This is a genomic window from Kocuria sp. CPCC 205235, assembly GCF_040980905.1.
GTDB lineage: Bacteria > Actinomycetota > Actinomycetes > Actinomycetales > Micrococcaceae > Kocuria > Kocuria carniphila.
This window is the reverse complement of record NZ_JAVKPR010000004.1, coordinates 191,730-216,634: the sequence shown is the minus strand read 5'-3', so window position 1 is coordinate 216,634 and position 24,905 is coordinate 191,730. Positions and strand designations below refer to the sequence as shown.

At 64.8% G+C, this 24,905-nt stretch carries 19 protein-coding genes; 5 read left to right on the top strand and 14 right to left on the bottom strand.

Annotation, left to right across the window (positions count from 1 at the left end):
• Positions 1 to 149: 149 nt before the first annotated feature.
• The 5 genes from RF638_RS05075 to RF638_RS05055 all read right to left on the bottom strand — a co-directional run bounded on the left by RF638_RS05075 (position 150) and on the right by RF638_RS05055 (position 6,582).
• A complete protein-coding gene (locus RF638_RS05075) occupies positions 150 to 1,094 on the bottom strand; it encodes an ABC transporter ATP-binding protein (RefSeq protein ID WP_368841547.1) in 945 nt (314 codons plus the stop codon).
• 6 nt (positions 1,095 to 1,100) lie between these two features.
• Positions 1,101 to 1,967, bottom strand: coding sequence for an ABC transporter permease (locus RF638_RS05070; RefSeq protein ID WP_129699903.1), 867 nt, complete (start codon positions 1,965 to 1,967; stop codon positions 1,101 to 1,103).
• A 105-nt stretch (positions 1,968 to 2,072) separates the two neighbouring features.
• Positions 2,073 to 4,106 carry a glycosyltransferase gene (locus RF638_RS05065; RefSeq protein WP_315277122.1) on the bottom strand — a complete coding sequence of 678 codons (2,034 nt, stop codon included), beginning with the start codon at positions 4,104 to 4,106 and terminating at the stop codon, positions 2,073 to 2,075.
• Entirely contained in the window at positions 4,103 to 5,290 is a 1,188-nt protein-coding gene (glf, locus tag RF638_RS05060) for a UDP-galactopyranose mutase (protein ID WP_368841546.1), read from the bottom strand. Before glf ends, RF638_RS05065 begins: the two co-directional genes overlap by 4 nt.
• Positions 5,291 to 5,394: 104 nt before the next feature.
• Entirely contained in the window at positions 5,395 to 6,582 is a 1,188-nt protein-coding gene (locus RF638_RS05055; protein WP_368841545.1) for a glycosyltransferase family 4 protein, read from the bottom strand.
• A 194-nt stretch (positions 6,583 to 6,776) separates the two neighbouring features.
• On the opposite strand from RF638_RS05055, the gene RF638_RS05050 reads away from it, so the two are divergent.
• Positions 6,777 to 11,126: an FtsK/SpoIIIE domain-containing protein gene (locus tag RF638_RS05050; protein WP_368841544.1), complete on the top strand. Its 4,350-nt coding sequence runs from the start codon at positions 6,777 to 6,779 to the stop codon at positions 11,124 to 11,126.
• Here the strand turns inward: RF638_RS05050 and RF638_RS05045 are convergent.
• Positions 11,071 to 11,490, bottom strand: a complete 420-nt coding sequence (locus tag RF638_RS05045; RefSeq protein WP_095797403.1) for a hypothetical protein — start codon at positions 11,488 to 11,490, stop codon at positions 11,071 to 11,073. The two genes, RF638_RS05050 and RF638_RS05045, sit on opposite strands and share 56 nt — an antisense overlap.
• Before the next feature lie 299 nt (positions 11,491 to 11,789).
• Here RF638_RS05045 and RF638_RS05040 point away from each other — a divergent pair, with 299 nt between their 5' ends.
• Positions 11,790 to 12,038 carry a WhiB family transcriptional regulator gene (locus tag RF638_RS05040; RefSeq protein ID WP_019309413.1) on the top strand — a complete coding sequence of 83 codons (249 nt, stop codon included), beginning with the start codon at positions 11,790 to 11,792 and terminating at the stop codon, positions 12,036 to 12,038.
• A 114-nt stretch (positions 12,039 to 12,152) separates the two neighbouring features.
• Here the strand turns inward: RF638_RS05040 and RF638_RS05035 are convergent, their stop codons facing one another.
• The 3 genes from RF638_RS05035 to RF638_RS05025 are packed head-to-tail and all read right to left on the bottom strand — an operon-like array spanning position 12,153 to position 15,783.
• Complete coding sequence (locus RF638_RS05035; RefSeq protein ID WP_129699911.1) at positions 12,153 to 13,718, bottom strand: sensor histidine kinase; 1,566 nt, start codon at positions 13,716 to 13,718, stop codon at positions 12,153 to 12,155.
• Between the two features lie 26 nt (positions 13,719 to 13,744).
• The gene (locus tag RF638_RS05030) at positions 13,745 to 15,130 is read right to left on the bottom strand and encodes a hypothetical protein (RefSeq protein WP_315277112.1); all 1,386 of its coding nucleotides are present in this window, start codon (positions 15,128 to 15,130) and stop codon (positions 13,745 to 13,747) included.
• Positions 15,127 to 15,783 (bottom strand): SAF domain-containing protein, encoded by a 657-nt coding sequence (locus tag RF638_RS05025; protein WP_315277110.1) that lies wholly within the window; start codon positions 15,781 to 15,783, stop codon positions 15,127 to 15,129. The genes RF638_RS05030 and RF638_RS05025 overlap by 4 nt, the downstream gene beginning before the upstream one ends.
• 225 nt (positions 15,784 to 16,008) lie before the next feature.
• Here RF638_RS05025 and RF638_RS05020 point away from each other — a divergent pair, with 225 nt between their 5' ends.
• On the top strand, positions 16,009 to 16,224 hold the full coding sequence (locus RF638_RS05020) for a helix-turn-helix domain-containing protein (protein ID WP_129699915.1): 216 nt from the start codon (positions 16,009 to 16,011) through the stop codon (positions 16,222 to 16,224).
• 1 nt (position 16,225) lies between these two features.
• On the opposite strand, the gene RF638_RS05015 is transcribed toward RF638_RS05020, so the two are convergent.
• Positions 16,226 to 16,894, bottom strand: coding sequence for a hypothetical protein (locus tag RF638_RS05015; protein ID WP_368841543.1), 669 nt, complete (start codon positions 16,892 to 16,894; stop codon positions 16,226 to 16,228).
• Positions 16,895 to 17,033: 139 nt separating this feature from the next.
• Between RF638_RS05015 and RF638_RS05010 the strand changes: the two genes are divergently transcribed.
• Positions 17,034 to 17,918, top strand: coding sequence for a LysM peptidoglycan-binding domain-containing protein (locus RF638_RS05010; protein ID WP_368841542.1), 885 nt, complete (start codon positions 17,034 to 17,036; stop codon positions 17,916 to 17,918).
• Positions 17,915 to 18,364, top strand: a complete 450-nt coding sequence (locus RF638_RS05005) for an Rv3235 family protein (RefSeq protein WP_095797409.1) — start codon at positions 17,915 to 17,917, stop codon at positions 18,362 to 18,364. Before RF638_RS05010 ends, RF638_RS05005 begins: the two co-directional genes overlap by 4 nt.
• 103 nt (positions 18,365 to 18,467) lie before the next feature.
• On the opposite strand, the gene secA is transcribed toward RF638_RS05005, so the two are convergent.
• The 4 genes from secA to RF638_RS04985 form a co-directional block, all read right to left on the bottom strand.
• Positions 18,468 to 21,227, bottom strand: a complete 2,760-nt coding sequence (secA, locus tag RF638_RS05000; protein WP_095797410.1) for a preprotein translocase subunit SecA — start codon at positions 21,225 to 21,227, stop codon at positions 18,468 to 18,470.
• 163 nt (positions 21,228 to 21,390) lie between these two features.
• Positions 21,391 to 22,083, bottom strand: coding sequence for a ribosome-associated translation inhibitor RaiA (raiA, locus tag RF638_RS04995; RefSeq protein ID WP_129699918.1), 693 nt, complete (start codon positions 22,081 to 22,083; stop codon positions 21,391 to 21,393).
• Between the two features lie 82 nt (positions 22,084 to 22,165).
• A complete protein-coding gene (locus RF638_RS04990) occupies positions 22,166 to 22,957 on the bottom strand; it encodes a ComF family protein (RefSeq protein WP_095797412.1) in 792 nt (263 codons plus the stop codon).
• Positions 22,958 to 23,201: 244 nt separating this feature from the next.
• Positions 23,202 to 24,905: an LpqB family beta-propeller domain-containing protein gene (locus RF638_RS04985; protein ID WP_238663046.1), complete on the bottom strand. Its 1,704-nt coding sequence runs from the start codon at positions 24,903 to 24,905 to the stop codon at positions 23,202 to 23,204.

Genomic DNA, 24,905 nt, shown 5'->3' with positions numbered 1-24,905 from the left:
CCCAGGCCTCACAACACGCGCTCCGGAACGTCCCCGCGCACCCCGCTACCCATGCTCATTTGTGAAGGGCCACTGATCCCAACAAGACCGCAAAGAACAACGGCGCCGCGAGACCAGGTCTCGCGGCGCCGTCGTTATTAGCAGGGCTGTCAGGCGGAGGTGGCGTCCTCTTCCGACAACGGCCCGTCCAGATCGGGATCGTACTGGGGCTTGAACTCTTCACCACGTTCGAGGGCCTCGGCCTTCTCGCGCTCACGGTGACGCTTCTTGTCCTCGATGGCGCGCGCCAGGTTCTCCCGGTGCTCGCGCTCCACTTCCTCAGGGTCCTGGTGGCGCATGTGGGCCACCGCGCCGAACACGGAACCGTCGTAGACATTGTTGCCGTGGTCCATCACGATGCCGCGTTCGCAGATGTCCATGACCAGGCCCAGGTCGTGGCTGACGACCACCAGGGTCTTGCCGCGGCGCACCAGGTCCTTGATGCGACCGATGCACTTCTTCTGGAACGGCTCGTCACCCACCGAGAGGATCTCGTCCACGAGGAACACCTCGGGATCCGTGTGGACGGCCACGGAGAAGGCCAGACGCAGGTACATACCCGAGCTGTAGAACTTCACCTCGGTGTCGATGAACTCCGCGATCTCGGAGAAGGCCACGATGTCGTCGAACTTCTCGTCGATCTCCGCTTTGGTCATACCGAGGATCGCGCCGTTGAGGTACACGTTGTCGCGGCCGGTGAGGTCCGGGTGGAAGCCGGCGCCCACCTCGATCAGGCCGGCGACCTTTTCGCGCGTGAGCACGGTGCCGGAATCCGGGTTCATCACGCCGGAGATCATCTTGAGCGAGGTCGACTTGCCGGAACCGTTGAAGCCCAGCAGGGCCACGGTCTCGCCGTCGTAGATGTCGAAGGAGACATCGTTGAGGGCCTTGAACTTGGCCGTGAGATCGCCCTTGCGGCCCTTGACCAGCCACACGAAGGCTTCCTTCATGGAGCGGGTGTGGCGCAACACGAACTCTTTGCTCATGTTCTGCACGCGGATCGCAAGATCCTGATCCGTGCGTTCCTTGACGTTTTTGCTAGCAGTACTGGACACGATGATTTACAGCTCCTGCGCGAAGTTGCCCTCTTGGGCACGGAACAAACGGTCACCAATGAAGAAGATGAGCGCACTCACCACGATGGTCAGCGGCGTCCACCAGGTCAGCAGGTGCGGTGGCACGTGCCAGATCTGCGGCATGTCAGTGGTGGGGAACCAGAAACCGTAGTGGAACAGTTCCACCGCCACGGTCAATGGGTTGAGCATGTACACGAAGTACACCCATTCCCAAAGCTTGTCGCGCACCATGATCCACATGTAGAGCACGGGCGAGGCCCACGTGGCCACCATGACGATCAGATCCACGATGTTCTCCGCGTCGCGGAAGAACACGTTGAACGTGGCGAACAGCATGCCCAGCCCCAGCGAGAACACCGCCACGATCAGGGTGCCCACGATCACCGCGAGCAGCTGTTTGAGATCGGGCCGCCAGCCCGTGATGAAACACGCGATCAACAGGATGGCCAACTGCGGCACGAAGTGCACGAACGCGACCAGCAGGTTGGACACCGGGAACAACTGTCTGGGGAGATAGATCTTCTTGAGCAGCCCGCCATTGGCCACGACCGAGCGCGAGGCGTTACCGAACACCTCGCCGAATAGGTTCATGACCACGATGCCGGAGAACAGATACACGGCAAAGTTCTCGATGCCGCGATTGAGTTCCAGGAACACGCCCATGGCGATGTAGAACACCAGGAACTGAACGCCGGGCTTCAGATAGGACCACAACAGTCCGAGCACCGTACCGCGGTACCGGATCTGAATTTCCTTGTCGACGATCAGCTTCAACAGGAACCTGTTCGCCAAGACGTCTCGCAGCCCGCGATCCTGTCCCGGGGGCCTCAGATGCGAAACGGGAGCATTCATACGGGGGTGCCATCCTTTCCTCGTGACGCACCTTTGACGGCGTCACCGGATACAAGACGACGCCGCACGCGAACGTACACGTGCGGCGTCGCGCATGGAGCAAAGTTACTTCTTAGGACCGTTCTCGGCAAAAGTCTGAGCCCACGCCTCGGGTGAGGTGAACTCCGGCAGTGCCGCGCGGTACTGTTCGGCCAGCTTGTCCCAGTCGCGGTACAGACGCTGGTGCAGCGCCAGGCTGCGCTGCATCATGCGCTTGAACGTGGCGTCGTCGCGCTTGTACCAGGAGGCACCCGAACCGTCAGCGCTGGAGACCAGTGCGGAATCCAGGGTGGCCATGCGCCACCACTGCAGGTTCATGGCGGGAACGCGGGACTCGGGGTGATCCGACTCGTCCGCCTTGACGGGCAGCACCTGGTGCACGGCACCGGACAGCAGCTTGGCGGCGCGGCCGATGCGGCTCTTGGGCGGGTGCGGTTCTTCACCGTGCGGGAGCGGCTTGCTGCGGCGCACGGTCGGGAAGGCCGAGAGGTCCTTCTTGACCTGCGCGTCGGAGAACGACCCGCGAGTGGAGCGAACCTCGGGCAGCTTGGAGCCGATGGTGCGGTGCAGGTGCTCGGGACCCTCGAGCAGGTCTTCGAGCGCCATGGCGCGCAGTTCCGCGGCCGAGTACTGCATGGACACCAGGTGGCGCACGTCGGTCAGCAGCGATTCCTTGGGCAGGCGACCGCCCTTGGAGTACGGGCTGTACAGGAGTGCTGCCAACCAGCGGTTGCGGGCGTGGTAGTACGCCTGCCAGTCGATGGTGTCGTCCTTCTCGGTCCACGGCATATGCCACACGGCCACACCGGGCAGGGAGACGGTGTCGTAACCGGCCTTCTTGGCGCGCAGGCCGAATTCGGCGTCGTCCCATTTGATGAACACGGGGAGTGCCAGGCCGATCTCACGGATGATGTCCGTGGGGATCAGGCACATCCACCAGCCGTTGTAGTCCACGTCGATGCGGCGGTGCATCCACGGGGTCACACGCAGGTTGGACGCGGCGAAGTCATGGGCCTCGCGCACGCCTTCCGCCGAACCCCACATGAAGCGGTACTCGTTGACGCGCTCACCGAAGCTGTGGATCACGGACTTCTCGTACAGGTTGAACATGTGTCCGCCCACAATGGTCTTGTGGCGGGTGAAGTCCGCGAAGCGAGCGGCGCGGCGGATGCTCTCGGGGTGGACGTCCACGTCGTCGTCGAGGAGCATCACGTAGCGGCTGGTGCCGTCAGTGGTGGCCTCGTACATGCCGCGGGCAAAGCCGCCGGAACCGCCCAGGTTGCCCTGTTCGATGTGCACCAGCTTGTCGCCGAGGATCTCCACGACCTCGTCGTAACCGGGCTCATCGCGGACCTTCTCGGTGCCCTGGTCGGTCATGATGAAGCGGTCCACCACGTCTGCCAGCGCGTCGGCTTCGCCGAGGGTCTTGAGGTTGCGCACGCAGAAATCGGGGCGGTTGAACGTGGTGATGGCCACGCTCACGGTGCCGGGGGTGAAACCCTCGGGCTCGGGAACGGACCACTCGGCGTAGGCGAGCTCAACGGCAGCCGTGGAGGTGACCACGTCGATCCAGTACCAACCGCCATCGCCAAAGCTGGCCAGGGGCAGGTCGGTGTGCTGCTCGGTGCCATCCATATCCAACGTGATCACGCGGTTGGAGGTGCCACGCGCGGTGGAACGGTAAACCAGGATCTTGGCCGGACCGGTGGTGCGAGCGGTCAGGCGGACCGTGTCCACGGCGGTGTTCGCGCGCCAGTAGGAGGCCGGGAACGCGTTGAAGTACGTGCCCAGCGAAATACGGGTGTGCGCCGGGATGTGGATACTGCGATCACTGGAGAGGTACTCCGAATGGATCTGGGTCGCTTGAGCGGACGCCGCGGCGTCTGCCTGCTCCGCAGCGACCGTCTGCTCCTCGCCCGCCTCGGACGGACGCAGGGACTTCACAGCTGTGTGGCGCTGGGCGTTGAAGTCCACGAACAGGGGCAGCGTGTCCGTGTCAGCATCGGTCGGGAAGATGATGTGCGCAACGGTCTGCCAGGTGCGCGAATCCGCGGTCTGGTTCTTGGTCGTCGCGGTCGCTTCGTTCTTCACAGTGCTCATTCGTCAACGCCTCCGCTGTTCAGCTGTGCACCGGACGTGAAGTGCGGTGCAATCTTGTTGTCCACCATGGACAGTGCGGCGCCAATGGCCATGTGCATGTCCAGGTACTTGTAGGTGCCCAGTCGTCCGCCGAACAGCACGGACTGCTCGCCCTTGGCCAGGTCGCGGTAGGCCAGCAGCTTCTCGCGGTCCGCGGAGGTGTTCACCGGGTAGTAGGGCTCGTCGCCCTTTTCCGCGAAGCGCGAGAACTCGCGCATGATCACGGTGGCGTCCTTGGTGTAGTCACGCTCCGGGTGGAAGTGACGGAACTCGTGGATGCGGGTGTAGGGAACGTCCTCGTCCGGGTAGTTCATGACCGATGTGCCCTGGAAGTCCTCGATGTCCAGGACTTCTTCCTCCAGGTCGATGGTGCGCCAGGAGAGGTCGCCCTCGGTGTAGTCGAAGTAGCGGTCCACCGGGCCGGTGTAGATGACCGGAACCTGGCCCACCACGTTGGACTTGGAGAACTCCTGCGAGTCGTCGAAGAAGTCGGTCTCCAGGCGAACGTCGATGTTCGGGTGATCCGCCATCCGCTCGAGCCACGCGGTGTAACCGTCCACCGGCAGACCCTCGTGGGTGTCGTTGAAGTAGCGGTTGTCGTAGGTGTAGCGAACCGGAAGGCGCGAAATGATGGACGCGGGCAGGTCCTTAGGATCCGTCTGCCACTGCTTACCGGTGTAGTGCTTGATGAACGCCTCGTACAACGGGCGGCCGATCAACTGGATGCCCTTGTCGTTGAGGTTCTGCGGGTCGGTTCCCGCGAGCTCGCCGGCCTGTTCACGAATCAGGTCTCGTGCCTCACCCGGCGAGTACGCCGAGCGGAAGAACTGGTTGATGGTGCCCAGGTTGATGGGCATGGGGAACACTTCGCCGTTGTGGCGGGTGTACACCCGGTGCACGTAGTTGGTGAACGCGGTGAACCGGTTCACGTACTCCCACACCCGCTCGTTGGATGTGTGGAACAGGTGCGCGCCGTAACGGTGCACCTCGATCCCGGTGCGTTCCTCGTTCTCGCTGTACGCGTTTCCACCCAGGTGGGATCGGCGGTCAATCATGGTGACCTTCAATCCCAATTCCCTGGCGGCTCGTTCTGCCACGGTCAAACCGAACAGACCCGAACCCACGACCACCAAATCAGTGTTCACGTGTTTACTCCCTACCATCTTCACGACCCCGTGAGGGTCAAGACATCTTGCCCTAAGCTACCGGACTCCGCCGGTTCAGTACCTTCTTGACGCTGTGTGGACCGTCACCGCGCTCGGTCCCGAACGAATCCACTGAGCACCCATTTCGCTGCGGCGCGGCCCGAGGCACCCAAGGAGGCGTGCGCGCGGGCCCAGTCCGAGCGGCGTCGTACGCCCGTATCGCGATCGTGCAGACCGGAGGGCTCCAGTGCGGCGCGCATGGCCGCGGCCACTTCGCTCGCGTCGTGACCGACCGCCTGGCCCAGACCGTTCTCGGTAACCAGGTCGGCAGCCACGCCCTTGGCACCCGCGTAGATCACGGGCGTTCCGCACGCGGCGGCGGCATAAACCTTGGTGGGCTTGGAGAAGTCGTAGCCCTGACCGGGCACGATCGATGCGAGCGCGGCGACCGCGCCGCGCGTGAAGGCTGCCGTGCGCTCGGGCGGCTGGACGCCGTCGAAGACCACGTTGTTCGGGGCCGCCTCTCGCGCCACTCGTTCCATGCGTTCCACGTCCGAGCCGCGACCCAGGAAGTGGATCTTGACGTCGGGGTGCTCGTCGAGAAGCTGGGCGAGCGCGTGGATGAACACGTCCGCACCCTGCCACTCGGACATTGACCCCGCATAGACGAAATAGGGGTCGGCGAGGTCCTCGGAAGGGCCGTCCGGGGTGAAGATCTCGGTGTCGATCCCGTTCTCCGCCACGAACATCTTGTCGCGCTTCACGCCCGTGACCTTGGCGAGCTCCGCGCCCATGGCCTCGGACACGGTGATCACGCCGCCCGCGCAGCGCGCCGACACGGTCTCGGCCACGCGCATGAGTTCGGTGACGATTCGCGGCACGTCCATGGTGATGGTCGCCGCGGTCCACACGTCCGGGTTGTACCAGATATACGGACGACGCCGCAGCACGCTCGATGCCCACACGGCCAGTCCCGTGGTGGGCGGGGGCTCGCTGACCACGATGTCGGCGTCCATGACGAGCAGCCGCGCGAACGCTTGGATATCGAAACTCAAGTACTGGGGAATGCCGCGCACGTAGTCGTATTCATCGCGCAGTACCGGGACGCGGATGACCGAGTACGGCTCGCCCGCGGTTGATTCGACCATGCCGCGCGGCGGGCGCGTGGTGAGCACGGTGACGTCCGCGCCTTCAGCGGCGAATCCCCTGGCCAGGGCGCGCAACCTGAACGACGCCGCCGCCGGCTCCGGCGTAAAAATCCGACTGACAATGATAACCTTCCGGGGTCTCATAGGCACCACTGTCTCACGTACCCCGGGCCGGTGACCTGCCTGTCCACCGCTGTCATCCGGTAATTTCCCGAAATTTTCCCCGCCGCACGGGGTGCACGCTCCACAACGACGACGCCGCACGGGGCCTTTCGTACCGCTCCACACGTTGACTGTTCGGCGCGGGTGGTGATCAGGTGGCGTGCTGTGCTGAGGCCATGGAAATTATGGTCGGCCTGCGCTGGGCAGGTGCGGCGGAGGTTCAGAGCCACGAGGTTGCCATCACCGCCGAACCGGGCACCGCTGGGAGCAGCATATGTCGGGAAATCTGCACGTTCATCGGAACCCGCGCGGACCTGACGGTCGAGGGCCTCGATGTGAGCTCGGTTCGTTTCGCCGAGCCACCCCTGGTGGACGGCGCGACGATCACGCTTCGTCCGGGTACGCCGCCTCCGAGTGGCTCACGGCTCCCTCTTCTGCCGTTGCGCGTCACCGAGGGGCGACGCGCGAACTCTCCGGATCAGGACGTTCCGCATCGTGACCTCGCGGGCCGTGACGGGCCGCGCCATGACCTTGCGGACCGTGATGGATCGGGGGCTGACGGTCGGGGCCGTGACGATCAGTGTCGTGCTGATCTCGGACTGGATGCTGACCGCCACCTGAGCAGTCCCAGGCTGACGGTCGTGTCCGGGGTCGCCTGCGGTACGGAGCTGGTCATTGCGAGGGGCTCTCAGTGGTTGGAACCCGTGGCGGGAATCCCCACGCTGGCCACCCGGGCCGCCACGAGTGACGCGACAGAGATCGTGATGGATCACGCTGACGTGCGGATCATGCCCGGGCCTGTTCCGCTCCGGGAGGGTGACCGGTTGAGGTGCGGAGATTCATGGCTGCGGTTGACCATGCCCTCCGATGCCACGTCCGCTCGACACCGGGTGTCATGGGCAGCCCCACCAACCGGCGACGACAGCCCTTCTCAGATCATCACGGTCCCCCGTGCTTCGGGACAGGGCGCACGCATGGGCTTGCTCCTGGGACTCCTACCCCTGGTCCTGGGCGTGGTGATCACCGTGGTCACGGGTATGTGGTTCTTCATGCTCTTCAGCGCCCTGGGCGCGATCATCGCCGTGGTCAGTTGGAGCGTGGGACGTGCCGCGAGAGCCCGGGAACGCGCGCGCGTGGCGGCCGCGCTGGAACGGGACCTGAGACGTTGCGGGGAGGCAGCGCCGTCGGCGGCGGAGGTGGTGGGTCGCTTGCAAACGTTGGATTCCGGTGCGTCCATCGCGATTCCCGCCCACAGACCGTCGACCTCCGCAGTCGAGAGAGTCGAGCGATGGGTGCGCCTGGGCGAGGCCGAACGCACGGCGGCGGTGCACCTGGGCGATGGGCCGGGTGCTGTTCCCGTTGAGCACCGAAGGGCGCCGGTGCTGATCGACCTGTCGCGAGTGCAGCACCTGGAGCTCGCCGTGCCGTCGCGTCATCGAGAAGGCGTGATCAACGCCCTCGCGGTGCAGTTGCTGACCGGTCCCGGGGCGCTCCACCAGCTCATCGTGGATCCGGAAGCGGGCTGGCGAGCGCCGCTGCTGCCCAGTCTTCGCGTGGTGGACTCGCAGCGCCATCGGTCGGTGACTGGCCCGGCCTTGGAAGTGTGTTCGGCGCGGACGGCCGCTGCTCTGCCGGTCGCGAAGGAGCGCGTGCGCATCGTGGTCTCGGTGGCGGGAGACTCGACGGAGGGCAGTGGATCGAGTGCCGTCCTGTCCTGGAGGTCCACGGCGGTCCTGTTCTGCGACGCTGCGGGCGCGGTTCCCGGCCTGGATGCGAGCGCGGGTCGAGGCCGTCTCACATTGCGCGTGGACAGTGTGACGACCCGGGAGTTCTGCCGGGCAATGCAGCAGTGGTCACGGGTGCAGTCCGTGATTCCAGCCCTACGGAACGTGTCCGGGCTGCCCGCGTCGGTGGGTTCCCAGGTGATTTTTCCCGAGACCGAGCAAATACCTGACCTGTGGACTGCGAGCGCCCGGGTGCCATCGTTGGAGGCCCCGATCGGCGTGTCTCGCCACGGTGCCGAGGGTCTGTCCCTCGGTGATGAACACCCGCACATGTTGATCGCCGGGACCACGGGGTGTGGGAAATCCGAGGTGCTCCGCACGCTGGTGGCCGCACTGGCCTGCCGCTATTCGCCCGAGCGACTCGAATTCCTGTTCGTGGATTTCAAGGGTGGCGCCGCGCTGTCTCCTCTCACCGGTTTGCCGCACCGGTCCACGCTTCTGACCGACCTCGCGCCGGAGGACGTGCGGCGGGCCTTGGAGTTCCTGCGTTCCGAATTACGACGCCGCGAGCGCCTCCTGGCGGGCCTGGGCCTCTCCGACTTCCAAAGCCTCCTGACCACCACGCCCGCGTCACGGGAGCTGGAGTTTCGGGAACTGGTGGTCGTGGTCGACGAGGTCAAAATGCTCGCGGACGCGTTCTCGACCGCCGGCGACGAACTCGCCAAAATCGCCACCGTGGGACGCTCCCTGGGGATTCATCTGGTCCTGGCGACTCAGCGCCCCCAGGGAGCGGTCCCCGCGGACGTGCGCGCCAACATCACTCAGGCCATGTGTCTCAGAGTGCGTACCGAGCAGGATTCCGCGGATATCATCGGGGCGGTTGTGGCCGCGGGTATTTCGTCGACGACACCGGGCCGAGCGTTCATCGATTCTGGGCACGGCGCACCCGTGGAAGTTCAAACGGCCATCCTCACGACGTGCGCGGCGACCCCGGTGGATGAGGTGCGCATCAGGCTCGCTGGACGGCAGCCTTCGGACGATCCGCTCGGCGGGACGGGTTTGGCCGACGGTGGGCCGGACATGACCGTCGGTACGGTTGGCACCCGCCTGGACCCCGGGGTGCAGCGAGTGGTCACCGAGATTGCCGAAACCCACCGGGGTTGGGTTGCCGCGACCGGTGAGCATCTGACTCCGGCTGACGCCCCCGCTCCGGACGTGTCGTCGGTACGACCCGTACCCGCTCCCCTACCTCAAGCTGCACGGGCGCATCCGAACGAACTGGGTCACGTGGATCTGGGACCCGCGGAAAACTCCGTGGAACACTGGACCGGCCGAGCCTCCTGGCGCCCCCTCGAAGACGGCACGTTGTTTCTCATCGGCCAACCGCTGCACACATCACGCACGCTGTTATCTGCCCTCGAGCAGTTGGTCCGTGCCCGTTCAGGTCCGGCTCTCTACGTCATATCGGCCACGTCCATGATCGAAGGACCCGCTCGACGCTGGTCGGACACCGGTCTCATCCACGGGGCCGCCTCCGCACAGGACGTCTCGACCATCAGTGGCCTTCTCAATCGTCTCTCCGAAGGGGCACAGCGGTTCTCGTCCCTCTCTGAGGAGGCGCGCCACGGTGCATCCGAAGCTGCGGTGCTGATGATCGAGGACTGGGATCGCTGCTGCGCCCTCCTCCGGGCGGGGTCGTGGGCGTTTCTGGAGGATGAACTGCTGGCTCTGGCCGGGGCTGGTTCGCACAACGGGGTGGCCGTGGTCATGTCCGGGGATCGTTCCTTGTCGGTGGGGCGGGCATCCTCTGCGGGACGGACCCGCGTGTACTTTCCGGCCGATCAGACTCCCGAAGCACTCTTGCAGTGGCCCAAGCTTCCGGCGGTCAATCCCCTGCCACTACGAGGGGTCGTGCAAGGCGCCGCCGCGTACAGGTGCTCCACATCCCGCGGGCAGCAGTCTCGGGGCGCTCTCACGGTGGTGCAGGTTCCGATTCCCAGTGGAGGTTTAGTCACCGGTCAAGATGCCGCCACCAATGAACGAGTTCTCCATGGGTCGGCAACGCACGAGGAGGAACTCACAGAACATTCGAAACTCTCTCAAGTCACGATTCCCGCCCCGGACTCGAGTGTCTGGCCGCGGTACCGGCCGCTGCCCGATCACTGGTCCGGGCCGGGCGGCCCCGTCTCAGGGCTCCTCATGGGTTTGGGAACGGACCACGCCCCCGTGACACGCGGCTGGGGTCCCGGTGACACGTTATTGGTCGTGGGGCCGACGCGTTCGGGCCGCAGCTCCTACCTGGACTCGGTCGAGAAGACGTTGCCTTCCCGCGCTGCGGTTCGCTGTCATCCGCACTCGGTGGAGGAGTTGGAGGCAGTGTTCTCCGAGATCCGTGCCGGAACAACCGTGCTGATCGACGACGCGGATTCCTTGGCCACCCAGGTGATTCAACGCCTGGGTGCCCTGTGGCACCCAGGCGCCGGAACGAGCGGCGTCGGCGGCCGGAACGATCTAGGACTGATCGTGGCCCTGCGGCTGAGCGACGGGCTGCCAGCGCTCTTTCCACCACTGATGCAGTGGCGTCATGTGGCGGACACCCTGTTGCTCCGGCCCAGAAAGGCCTTCGACGGCGATCTGTTCGGAGCATCATTGTCCGGTTTGCCGGTGGGCGGGCCGCCCGGTCGCGGGTACTGGATCCACCGCGGCGTACCGGTTCTGGTTCAAACCCCGTACCTGGGCACCGAACTCAGCGGGACGGGTGACGCGTGGACTCCCCCATCCATGCCACGGTCCCTCGGTTGAACAAAGCCATGAGGGCTACGATCGCCGCCGCAACGCACGCCACACCAATCGCCCGGGCACCCACCTGAGTCAGGGAGATCCCCACGATCACCAGGAATGCCTGAGACACGAGAATCGCGGCGCGCGGCCATCGCAGACCCCTCACCGTTCCCCAGGCCGCCGAACCGAGCCAGGCCGCGGCGCCCAACATGACCACCGCACCGAAAATGATGCCCGCCGTGGGGATCACATGATCCGAGAACAACGAAATCACGAAGCGAACTCCCACATAGGCCAGGGCCGCGGCTTCCAGCCCGACGATCACACCGATCACCCACACCGTCCAGGGACGGTCCGGTGACTGCTGCTGGGAGGCGGGGACCATGGAATGGGCCTTTCATGAGGGTGAGCAGGGCACCCCCAACTCTAATCTCGATCTCCCACCGACATGATCGGTCAGTTAGTCAGGCAAAACTTTCCGTGTGATATACCGCTCAGACTCTTGTTCACGAGTTGTTCACGTGAGAAAGTATTGGGCAGATCATCTTTTGAGGCCCGGCCAACGCGGGCCTTTTCTGTGTGTACTCCCCCGAGCATTCTCCCGTCGCGCTCAGCCCGCGCTCGATGGTGATGCGGTGTTTCTGTGCACACCCAACTGAAGTGAAAGGAGCGTCGCCGCAGATCATGGATTGGCGTAGTCGCGCAGCATGCCTTGAGAAGGACCCAGAACTATTTTTCCCCGTGGGTAATACCGGCCCCGCTCTGTTGCAGATCGAAGAGGCCAAAGCCGTGTGCCGCACGTGCGAGGTCATGGACACCTGCCTGCAGTGGGCCCTCGAATCCGGTCAGGACGCTGGAGTATGGGGCGGTATGAGTGAAGATGAGCGCCGCGCCCTCAAGCGCCGTGCCGCTCGCGCACGTCGCGCCTCTTGAGCCTCATGGCCCTAATTTCATCGACCAAGCCCTCGCGACGATAGATGTCGCGGGGGCTTCGTCATTCCCTGAGCTCTTCACCGCCACCCGGACACTCACCGGTAAGTCAGTCGCTCAGACGGAGAACTGCGCCTGAATCACCACGCATGTGCCGCCGCCCTCACGCGGTTGCCAGCGAATCTTGCCTTCGAGCTCACTGGCCACCAGGGTGCGCACGATCTGCATCCCCAGGCCTTCACCATCACCGGCCTGCCGGAACGCACTCGCACCCGATTCTTCAATCACGGTGTCGCCCATGCCCCAGCCGTCGTCGCTGACGGTCACCTCGATAACACGACGAACGTCACCGTCCTCGTTGAAGATGTCCGGCAGGCGCTCCACCTCCAGAGACACGGTTCCGTTCCGGTCCTTGAGCCCGTGCTGCACGGCGTTGGCCGCGATCTCGTTGATGACCAGCGCCATGGACGTGGCACATTTGGACGGTAGCCGGCCGAATTCGCCGTGCACCTCGGTGCGAACCGTTTGAGTGGATGAGGCCGTCTCGACCGCGAGCTTCACCTGGTGCCTGATCAACTCGTCGAAATCGACGTCCTCCGAAATGTCGTGGGACAGCGATTCGTGCACGCGAGCGATGGAACTCACCCGCCTCATGGCCTGCTGCAGACCGTGTTTGGCCTCCTCGGACGTCATGCGGCGCGACTGCAACCGCAAGAGCGCCGACACCGTCTGCAAATTGTTCTTCACCCGGTGGTGGATCTCGCGAATGGTGGCGTCCTTGGAGACCAGCTGGAGGTCCCTGCGGCGCAGTTCCGTCACGTCCCGGCACAGCAGGAGCGCGCCGGTTCGGGAGGTTCCCCGCCGCAGCGGGATGGCCCGCAGGGTCACGGACACGTTCCCGGCCTCCAATTCACCGCGCCACGGCATGGTCCCGGCAAGCACGGGGGCAATCGTCTCGTCCACTCCGTTGCCGCGGACATCGAGACTCCGCGCAATCGATACGAGATTCGCGCCGGCCATGTCGCCCTCGTGTCCCAACCTGCGGAAAGTGGACAGCCCGTTGGGCGAGCAGAAAGCCACCCTGCCGTGAGCGTCCAGGCGCATCATGCCGTCTCCCACACGGGGCGCACCCCGGCGGGAATCGCTGCGGACGGCAAAATCCGGCCATGTACCCTCGTTGGCCATGCGCAACAAGTCCTCTGCCGTTTCGCGGTACACGGTTTTCATCTGGGACATCGGACGCCCGAAATGCTGGTCCAGCGTCATACTGACCACGGCAATGGTGCGCTGATTACGCACCAGCGGCACCACCAGAATCGACTCCGCGGGCTGGGCTTCGGTGGCCGTGAGCTTGAACCGCTCGATGCGCTGGTCGACCCACGCGGAACGCAAGGGAGCGGCGTCCGCGGCGGGAATCATCTCTCCCACCATGTCCTTGTGGAAGACCGTGGGCCCGGTCGTGGGACGCGCGTGTGCCAAGACCGTGAAGTCGCTGTCCGGGGCGGGAATCGCCGAACCCGTGGGGCTGTCCTCGGCCGAGATCACCCGGTTGGGAAAGCTCAGTAGCAGATCTGCGAACCCAAGATCCGCCACGAGCTGCCAGTCCCCCACCAGCAGGTGCAACCACTCGGCATCGCCGGCGTCAAAATCCTTGATGGAACGCAGGGGATCCGTAAACGCCACGGCGGGTCACTCACTTTCAGGGGACTTCAACGGCGCAACCACGCGCCCACTCGTTGTCCCAGCCTAGTCCCCGGCGCGGACCCTGCCGCCGAGGATTCGCCAACGACGTCGCTCTCGGGACTCAGCGCGCGGACGGCCAGATCCGCGAGTTGTTGCCGCAGCGGGCTCTTGGCCGCCGACTCCGCCAATACGGCGCCCGCCAGTAGCGCCTCGTCACACGCGGCGGGGTCCCAGTCGAGCGTGGCATCGATTCCGTGGCCGGGTGAGAACCGATCCCACGCCTCGGCCACGGCATCCGCGCTTGCGCGTCCCACGGAGGCCTTGCGAAGTTTGTTGATCACCACGAGCAGCCGCGCGGTGGGCGCCACATCGGTCAGGTCGGGAAGGGTCTTGACCAGCCGCGGAATCCCCAGGGCATCGGCGGTGCCCAGCACAATGATCGAGTCGGCCATGGCGCACGCACACAATGTGGCGGCATTGCGCCGCGGGGCGACCATGTCCAGGCTGATCTCCTCATCCGATTCAAGACTGAACGACGTGTCGACCACGACTGCCTGATAAGCGGTTCGGGCGTGCAACAGGACGGTTTCCAGCGCTGCAGCACGAACTTCCGGCCACCGATCGTGGCGTGTGAGACCCGTGAGGACATCCACTGAGCCGCCGGCCACAGAGACCCGGGTGGCGCAGCGCTGCAATCCTTCGGCATCGAGCCGGCCCTGATCCGCCAGGCGACATGCCTGGGCCAACCCGGCAGCCTCCTCGAGCATGCCCAGGCTCGCGGCGATCGAGGCCGCGTACGTGTCGGCATCGACCAGCAGAACCCTTGAACCGCCCAGTGCGAGTTCGGCCGCCACGTTCAGCGCCGTGAGGGTGCGCCCCGGCGCTCCCATCGGCCCCCATACCGTGATGACACGGCCCGACTCACTGGTCTGGGGCGGGTTCTGATCCGGGGAATCCGACTCCCTCTCACGTGTGGCAGGAGCATCTGTGGATTCATGGATCCGCTCGGTGTCCTCCACAGCACGCGGGTGATCGTCAGGGTGGGAATGGCCTCGATGGGAAGGCACCGGGTCGGGTGAGTCCACGACCTCTTCAATGAGGGTGGTGACGTCCTGCCCCGTGGCTCCACCGGGAACGATCGTGACACCGAGCGCGGCCAGGCGATTCTCGTCATGACCGGCAAGCACAAGAACCCGGACCGAGCTGAGGCTCAGTTGCTCCAGCAAGCTCGCGGTCAGTTCCTCGGCCCCTTCGGCGAGCAACGCAACCCTCGCCATACCCGTGTGGGCGCACGCCAGGAGTTCTGAGAGGTCCAAACACCGCCGCACCACGGTCACGGACCCGTGCTGTCTTTCGATCTGGTCAACCAGCGGCCACGTTCCCGTGCCCAGGGTCACGACCGAGATACTCATGAGTCGTCACCCGAGGGGTTGAGCACCAGGGTGACCTTGGCACTGTTACCCAGGGCGTCGACCAGTGGCTCCACCTGTGCGGGCGTGGCCAGTACGTGCACCGTGGTACCGGTTGAACTCCCGAGGGCCGAATTGGTGGTCTCGATCTTGGAGATCTCCGCGCCGGGCACGAGCTTGCGGGGCTTCTCGTAACCCCGTCCGGACGCCTTCTGCTCCGCAACCCACACGTCCACGCGCGAACCGGCTCTGGCCTCCGCGGGCAGGGGCGTCTCCAGCGCAATCCCCACCGGGCTGCGATCCAGTTCGTCAGCGGTACCCACCGCATTGGTCGGAACCAGTTGCCCCTTGGGAACGCGCTGCACCAGGACATCGTTGTCCTTGAGATCTGTCTCCGCCGACACATACTGTTGCGATGCGTCCTGCAGTCTGACGTCAACCGGCACCAGATCATCGTTCGAGACACTCTGTCCGACCGACAGATCGTGGGCGGCCACGTAATAGGGCTCGGTTCGGTTCAATGTCGAGATGAGAAGAACCACGGCCACAATGGACGTGAGCACGAGCAATAATCCCACCACCAGTCGAGGGTCGCGCCACGTGGGTTTCTTGAAGCGTTGCGCCGCGGCCGTACCGTGCTGTGAATCGCTGGACATGAGTGTTCCCTTCCCCCGGAGTGGATCCGGCCCCCACCGAATCTTTCATGAGTGTGCACCGTGAATCGCACCGGAGGAAATCAGGTTGCGAAACATGTGGACATCTTCGGTACGGGGCGGCGCTCGGGAAGAGTTTCTGTGCATATCGCGCCCTCCTCCGAGATCCGTGGGACACTGGACGTGATCAAACTGCATCAAACCACCTGAGATGAGGCGAACTACTCCATGGCACAGCCACGTTTTCTCACGCTGTCGGATGTTTCCGAAATCCTGTCGATCTCGGTGGCCCAGGCCCGCGCCATGGTCCGCTCCGGTGAACTGCCCGCCATTCAGGTGGGCGGGCGAGGCCAGTGGCGCGTGGAAACGCAGAAGCTCGAGGAATACATCCAGAAGGGCTACGAGCGCACGGAGCAGGCCGTGCGCGAAGGGTCCATCGGCTAATTCAGGCGGTGTCCGGCGACGAAATCAGCGCCACGGACCCGAAGGGAACGGTGCGCACTGCCTTGACCGCCGCGCGCCGTCGGAATTGGTCGTCGGGATGCAAGGCAAGATCGAAAAAATCGTGCCCCACCGCATCCAAGGTGCCTTCCAGATCCCCCCGAGCGGACGGATCCAGGAGTAGAACCCGCACGTGCGCTCTCGACGCCGCCAACGCACGGAGCACGTGCCCCATTCCTAATTTCCGCAGTACCGCACGCTCATTGATGATCTCGAACTTACGGTGCAACCCCTCCCACCACACCACGGAATGCAAAGGCACCAGGTGTTGGAAATGCCGTTCCCGGATGACTGCCCAGCCTGCACCGATGTCGGTGAGCTCGCCTTCCAGAACGTCCCCGTGAACCGGCAGAAGCCGCACCATCCGGTTCCGATGAGCAGAGAGTCGTTCCGCCAAAGTGAGGCGCGACAACTCCGCCCTCGCCGTTTCCGCGGCCTCGAGTTCCACGCTGCGCTGCTCCGCCTGAGCCAGCTGCGTTTCCATGTCCGCGAAGAGTTCATCCCAACGCACGGTATCCCCCTGGTGATTCCGTCCGGCCACCTCTCGTAGCGGGGCCGCATCGATCCAGTACATCACGCTGGGCCACCACGAAATGTGACGCCGGATGTGCATGCACAATCATTCATGCTTGACGTACATGTTTCCGCCCTGAATGATCTAAACATTACTAAACGACATCAAACAACATCATTGGGGGTCCAAAGTGATGGAACGAACTCAAGGTGCCGAGAGCGGAGGCGACGCGCCTCGCGTGGAGTTCGCCCTTACCATCTGGATCATCCCGCTCCTATCCGGCGTGCTGATGGCCATGGGGTGGAGCCTCCTGGAGCGGTACCGCCAGGACCTGACAGCCATGAACGCGGATCTGGCCGTTGCTCTCGTGGCAGCCGTGGCCGGAGTGTTGTTGGCGGCGTGGTGGTTCGGCGGCATGCTCATGCTCGTGTGCGCCGCCGGGGCGCGCAGATTTCAGTGGCATCGCGTGGAGCGTTTCGCCACTCGGCTCACTCCTAGGCTCATGGCCCGCACCGTGGGAGCGGTAGTGGGGATTCATTTGGTGACCGTGTCCGCTGCGCACGCGACCGAACCCGTCAACCCCTTCTGGTCCGATTCCGAATCCGGAGTCAATCAGGTTGAGGAACGGGATCCCGCGGCTTCCACGGACACGCCTCCCTGCCAACCGTCCGCGCAGGCGCCCGGTGCCGCTCCGGAGGTGGGCGACGAGCCTGCGCAACCCAACGCAGCTCATCCTGGACCGCAGACACCTGCCCAAACCCCTGGGCTCCCTGGTCTCCCCGGTCTCCCCGGTCTCCCGGCCGCTTCCACCGGCCCTGATGCCTCAGACGCCCGCGACCTCACGGCATCTCAGAGTGAGTCCGGAGCCGTTCCCGCGCAGCACCGAGTCACCGACTCGATCCTGACCGTTGTCCGGGGTGACACCCTGTGGGACATCACGGCGGAATTCCTGGGCCCGCAGGCCACTCCCGCACAGATCGCTGCACAGACTGCCACGTGGCTGGAACACAACGACCTCCAGAACGGCGGCGACTTGATCCGTCCCGGAGACCAGCTGCACGTTCCACCCCAGCTACTTGAAAAAGTCTCCATCCCACTGCCCACCGAAGGAGCCTCGTCATGAGTGTTGCCACAGCAGTTTCAGCTCCCCAGCCTCCTTCGGGCGGATACACCTGGCGAGCCGACAGGTCCCGTGCGGGCCTCACCCACAAGAACGACCTGGAACGTGTCACGGCCATGTCCCGGAGCTTCGCCCAAGCCGCCGTGGAAATCCTGGGCGGCACACGCCCCGCAACGCAGCTGGCCCGGTGGACCACCCAGGATGTCGTGGAACGGTTCGAACAGCGTGCAGCGATGCTCCGGTTGGTGCAGGAACAGTACCGGGACCGGGCCTCACTCTTCGAGGTCCACAAGGCCCCGAGAGTACGCAGGGTCAGGGTCTGCTCCCCCGCGCCCGAGTGCTACGAGGCATCGGTGGTCATCGAGGAATCCGCTCGGGTCAGAGCCGTGGCGCTCAGAATCGAGCGAATCAACCGACAGTGGCGCGTGGTGCACCTCGAAGTCGGGTGAGCCACAGCCTCACACGACAACAGTCAGTGAACCGATGAGAAACGAGGACGGGTGGCACACATTGTGTGTGCCACCCGTCCTCGTTCGGATCTGCGAACGGACGCTACTTGCGCGTGCCCTTCTTGGAGCTGCCGCCCTTGCGAGCGCGACGTCGGGCGCGGTTCTCGGTCGGCTCCGAGTTCTCTTCGCCGGCAGCGGCGCCCTCGGCTGTCTTGGCGGCTTGCGCACCTTCACCGACCGGAGTCTGGTGATTGTCCTTGGCCTCGAGTCGGGCCATCGGCTCGCCGTCCTCGTTGGGCGCGGAGTACTGCAGGAACGCCGGACGCTGAGGACGGGCCATCTCCACCTCGCCACCGTCCTGACCGGTGCGCTGGCGCCGGACTTCCAGGTGATACATGGTGACCACAGTTTCCTCGCGGATCGTGTCCATCAGGCCCTTGAACATCTGGTGGCCTTCGCGCTGGTACTCGACCAGCGGGTCACGCTGGGCCATGGCACGCAGGCCGATGCCCTCCTTGAGGTAATCCATTTCGTAGAGGTGCTCCGGCCAGCGGCGGCCGATCACCGAGAGGAGTACGCGTCGTTCCAGGTTGCGCATGGCCTCGGAACCGAGTTCGTCCTCGCGTTCCTGGTAGACGAGCTTGGCGTCCGAGAGGATCTGTTCCGTGAGGAAGTCCGCGGTCAACCGCGGGCGTCCGCCGGCCTCGTCAATGATTTCCTGCTGGGTCAACGTGATGGGGTACAGCTCACGCAATGCCTCCCACAGACCGTCCAGATCCCAGTCCTCGGAATGACCCACGCGAGTGCGGTCTTCGATGGCGGTGGTGATGACCTCTTCCACGAACTGCTGAATCTGTTCGGCAATGTCATCGCCCATGAGGATTCGACGGCGGTCACGGTAGACCACTTCGCGCTGGCGGTTGAGCACGTCGTCGTACTTGAGCACATTCTTGCGCTGCTCGGCGTTACGGCCCTCCACCTGGTTCTGCGCGTTGGCGATACCGGAGGTGATCATGCGGCCGGTCACCGGAACGTCGTCGGGGGCGACCGCCATGAGGCGCTGGGCGACGGCCGGATTGAACAGGCGCATGAGGTCGTCCGCGAGCGAGAGGTAGAAGCGAGATTCACCCGGGTCGCCCTGGCGGCCCGAACGGCCGCGGAGCTGATCGTCGATACGACGGGACTCGTGGCGCTCGGTACCCAGGACGTACAGGCCACCCAGCTCGATGACCTCTTCGTGCTCGGCTTTGGTGGACTTCTCGTAGTGCTCGAGAACGGAGGGCCATTCGGCCTCGTACTTCTCGGCGTCTCGCTCCGGATCCAGGCCCTTTTGTTCCATGGCTTCCACGGCGTCGAACTCCGCGTTACCGCCGAGCATGATGTCAGTACCGCGGCCGGCCATATTGGTGGCCACGGTGACGGAGCCCTTACGACCGGCCTGCGCGACGATCGCGGCCTCACGCGCGTGGTTCTTGGCGTTGAGCACCTCGTGCCGTACACCGCGTTTGGCCAGCAGCTTGGAGAGGTACTCGGACTTCTCCACGGAGGCGGTACCGACGAGCACGGGCTGACCCGTGGCGTGGCGCTCTTCGATGTCGCGGACCACGGCGGCGTACTTGGTGGCCTCGTTCTTGTAGACCAGATCGCGCTGGTCGATACGTGCCATGCCCTTATTGGGCGGGATCGGCACCACGCCGATCTCGTAGGTGTTCATGAACTCCGCGGCCTCAGTCTGGGCCGTACCGGTCATGCCGGAGAGCTTGTCGTAGAGGCGGAAGTAGTTCTGCAGGGTGATCGTGGCCATGGTCTGGTTCTCGGCCTTGATCTCGACACCCTCCTTGGCCTCGATAGCCTGGTGGATGCCTTCGTTGTAGCGACGTCCGGCGAGCACACGACCGGTGTGCTCATCGACGATGCGCACCTCGCCCTGGGCCACGATGTAGTCCTTGTTCGCGTGGAACAGCTCCTTGGCCTTGATCGCGTTGTTGAGGAAACCGATCAGCGGGGTGTTCTGGGACTCGTACAGGTTGTCGATACCCAGGTAGTCCTCAACCTTTTCAATACCGGGTTCGAGAACACCCACGGTGCGCTTCTTCTCGTCGACTTCATAGTCGGTGTCCGCCTTGAGGTTCGTGACCATTTTGGCGAATTCCTTGTACCACCGGTTGGCCTCGCCGGAGGCGGGACCGGAAATGATGAGAGGGGTACGCGCCTCGTCGATGAGGATGGAGTCCACCTCATCCACGATGGTGAAGTGGTGGCCGCGTTGGACCAGTTCATCCGCACTCCAAGCCATGTTGTCGCGCAGGTAGTCGAAGCCGAATTCGTTATTGGTGCCGTAGGTGATGTCCGCGGCGTACTGCTCGCGACGGGTGGCCGGATCCTGTCCGGAGAGAATCACGCCGGTCTCCAGACCGAGGAAGCGGAACACGCGGCCCATGAGGTTGGCCTGGTACTCGGCGAGGTAGTCGTTGACCGTGACCACGTGTACACCCTTGCCGCTCAGAGCGTTGAGGTAGGCGGGTGCGGTGGCCACGAGGGTTTTGCCCTCACCGGTCTTCATTTCGGCAATGTTGCCCAGGTGCAGTGCCGCGCCGCCCATGAGCTGGACGTCGTAGTGTCGCTGCCCCAGGGTTCGCGACGCCGCCTCACGCACCGCGGCGAAGGCCTCCGGAAGCAGTCGGTCCAAGGATTCGCCGTCTTCGATGCGCGCCTTGAAAGCGTCAGTTTCTGCGCGCAATTCGGCATCGCTGAGCGCTTTGAAGCTCTCTTCCAGGCTGTTCACGGCGTCCGTGTAGGACCTCAGTCGCTTCAGGACCTGCTTATCCCCGGTCCGAAGGACTTTTTCCAGGAATGACGCCACGTGTGTTCGCTCCTCAGTTGTGGACGGTGGTGCACCGCCGATCAGTGTACGTGAGTCCGGCTGGGTGATCTCGGGATGGTGTGGAACACCACCGGGCCCCGCGCTGGTTGGAAGCCGCGGGGCCCGGTGGCGACGGTTGAACCGTCAACTGTTACTGAACTTCTCAGACGCTGGCCTGAGGCTGGTAGGCGCGGGTTTGCTCTTCCGCAGCCGTGCCGTCCTTGCTGAGGCTGATCACGCCATACTCCCAGCCCTTGCGGCGGTACACCGCCGAGGGTTCCTGGGTTTCTTTGTCCACGAACAGGAAGAAGTCGTGTCCGACCAGTTCCATCTGGTCCACGGCCTCGTCCACGCTGAGCTCGTCAGCGGGGAAACGCTTGCGGCGGATTTCCACCGGGGTGGGGGTGTCACTCAGCGCGTATTCATCGCTGAAGGCCTCGTCCTCGGCGGCGGAGAGTTCTTCCTCGTTGGCCGGGGCCGGGAGTCCCTCACTGGGAAGTACCGGCAGAGAACCGGTGGCTTCGTGCACCGCAATGGGGCGTTGGTGGCCCCCGCGGTGAATTTTGCGACGATCACGGGCCCTGCGCAGCTGTTCGATCAGCTTGGCGTAGGCCTCGTCGAAAGCGGCGAACTTGTCGTCGCTGCGCGCCTCCGCACGCACGACGGGACCGCGGCCAATCACCGTGATCTCCACGCGAATGCCTTGGTGTCCCGATACTCCGTTGTCTTTGGTGACCTTGACCTCGATGGTCTGCACCTTGTCACCGAGCTGCGCAAAACGCTCGCTCTTCTTCTCCGCGTATTCTTTGAATCGCTCCGGCACCGCAACGTTTCGTCCTTGGACGTTCAGTTCCATGAGACCCTCCAAATCTTGAGGATGACGCGGGATAGTGCTGCTCCCACACGGGATACATTTGTTCCGTTCCCGTAACCCAACGTTAGTTCAAACTGTGGGGAAATTCACTGACATGTGACCCGGTCGTGGTGGAATCAGCCCCGGGTGAACACCCGGCCCGCACGGTGGCGAGAACCACGATTCCGGGCACGTGTGCGCCCGCGTCCCGCAGGACGGAAACGGCCTCCGCGGCCGTAGCACCAGAAGTCATGACGTCATCCACCACGACACACATGGCGCCACGAACACCCACCGCGCGCATGCTTCCCTTGATGGCCCGCGCCCGATGGGCTACATCCAGGCTTTTCTGTGAACTCGCCCCGAGTGCCGAGCGGTGACGGTGTTCCAGGCCGGCGTGGACCCGGGTGCCGTGCGGTAGTGAGGTGCGGGACAAAATCTCCTGTACCGGGTCGAACCAGCGTTTCCACCGAGCTCGGGCAGAAGTAGGAACGGGCACCCACAACACGGCCGCGGGGCTCACGGCCAGATCCTCCGCGGCCCGCAGCAGCACCCCGGTCAACACCGTTCCCAACACGGGAGCAAGGTCCGCCCGCCCGCCGTTCTTGAAGGACAGCAGGCACGAAGCCAGCTCGTGTTCATAAGGACCGGCGGCCCACACCCTCGCATTGGAGGCCAGTAGCCCTCGCGGCGCGGGGACTTCTGCGGGGCGCACCGTGGAACGGCGCAACATGATTCGGCACCCTCGGCACAGTGTGGCTCCCGGCGCTTCGCACACTGCGCAGCTCACGGGCAGGAGGACCTCCGACGACGCCGCGGCCCAGTTCCAGAGGGTCGCACCGGCACGGTCCAGCGCGCGGCTGGGAATCTTGGTCATGGCCCCAGCCAACCGACATCGGGGCCGAAGTGCCAGGGCCGGTGACCATTGTGGAGCGCGCTCGCCGCGGACCCGCACACCCGGGCCCTACGACCTACGGGACGCCGGCGCAGCGGACCGGGAGCGGAGCTCAACCCGGCCCAGCGCCGTCGTGGCATGCCACAGACCGGACGAACCCCGTCCAGCGTCGTCGCCGGGCACCAGGATTCGTTGCGAACCCGGCCGAGCGCCGTCGCCGGACAGGTCAGCCCGCGAAAGCCGTGTCCGTCACGCTGTCGCTCTGCTGGGCCCACGAACTACCGGTGAGCATGTAGAGGTTCCCGTCGGCCGCTCCGTAAATCGCGGACGGACCGTTGCCACCGGCCAGGGACGTGACTCCCACGAGGGACGGCAGAGCGTCGTTGGTGCCGGACACGCTGTACTCGTGTGGCTGTGAGTTGTCGTTCTTCCCGAGTGCCGTGGTGATGAACTCGGTGCCACTGATCCACTGCACCGTGTCCACGTCCACGTCCGCCGCCACCAGATTGCCTTGGTTCAGTTCCGTGGGGCGGCCGGAATCGTCCCGCACGATGCCTGCGACCCACACGTTGGAGGTTTCGCCCTGCTCATCCGTGGTGACGATGAGCGCGCGATTACCTTCACGTGAGATCCGGAGCCCCGCAATGCTTTGGTCGTCCAGCCATGACGCAGCCACGGTGATCGAATCGTCATCCGAGTCCGTGCGGGCCGCGTGCACCACCCCGTCCGTACCGGAACCCCACACCCATCCTTGGATGTCGAAGCTCGGCCGAGTGAGGTCCTGGCCCGTCCATCGCTGCACGGGCGACTCCCCCTGCACCGCGGTGTACACGGTGCCGCTGGCGTCGTCGACCCACCCGAAATGCTCCATCGCATGGTCCATTCCTGGCCGCACGATGCGCGCGTTCTGTGGCAGCGGGACGTCCGGGATGAGTTCGGTCTGCCCGCCCTGGTAGAAAGCCAATTCGTTGTGGGACACCCCGATCTGACGGTTGGGCACGGTGACCTCACGCACCGGATCGTCCATGTCACTACCGGAGGTCTCCACGGGCGCACCGTTGACGGTCAGTTCCACGCCGTCCACGCTGGGAACGGATTGCAACGAGGCCTCGAGCTGCTGCTCGATCTGCTTGCCCAACTCCACGTCCGCCGGGTCGAACTGCCCGAGATTCAGGTCCACCGACGCCGTCGTGTCGGACACGGGGACCGCGGACCGTGCGAGGCCGGCACCCGGGGGAATCGCGGAGGTCACCGCGCCGTCCAGGTGGGCTGCCGGGCCGGCAAGGAGTTCACGGACCATGGCCGTGGGAACCGTGGAGCGTTCGGCGAACCACCGGGGATCGGGGACCAGCCGCCCGAACTCGTCGTCGAAGAAGTAGAGCGTGTAGGCCTTGAAGATCTCGGCGAAGTCTCCGAAGGGCACGATCACGCCGTCCGGGGCGTTGGAAATCCGCCACTGCCCGTCCACGGAGGTGAGTGTGAAATCCAGGACTCGAGTGGTGCCCTCGGGCTGTTGTTCCAGCACGCCGTTGGCCGCGCGTTCGGCGCTGACTTCCAGACTGGTTCGGTACTCACCGTCGTTGAGCCGGGGCACCGTACTGGGTTCGCCCGTGTGCACCAGCACACGCGCATCCGGTTTCCAGGTGTTGGCCAGTTGGGGTGTCAGATACTGCCGGGCCACGGCGTAGTCATCCTGCGCGCCGACCCCCGCGGCGAGGAATCCCTCCACGATCTCCTGCGCGCTCGCGCCCACCTGGGGCATGGCCGGTGAGTACTGCGTGGGCTGTTCCTCGGCCTCGGTCGTGGGCTCGACCACCTTGTGCACCGGCCCGGAACGCGGCATTGCACCGCAGCTGGTCAGGGCCAGCCCCGCGGCCAGGGCGCAGGCCACGGCCCATTGCCGACGCCGCCGCGGTCGTTGTTCTCTCAC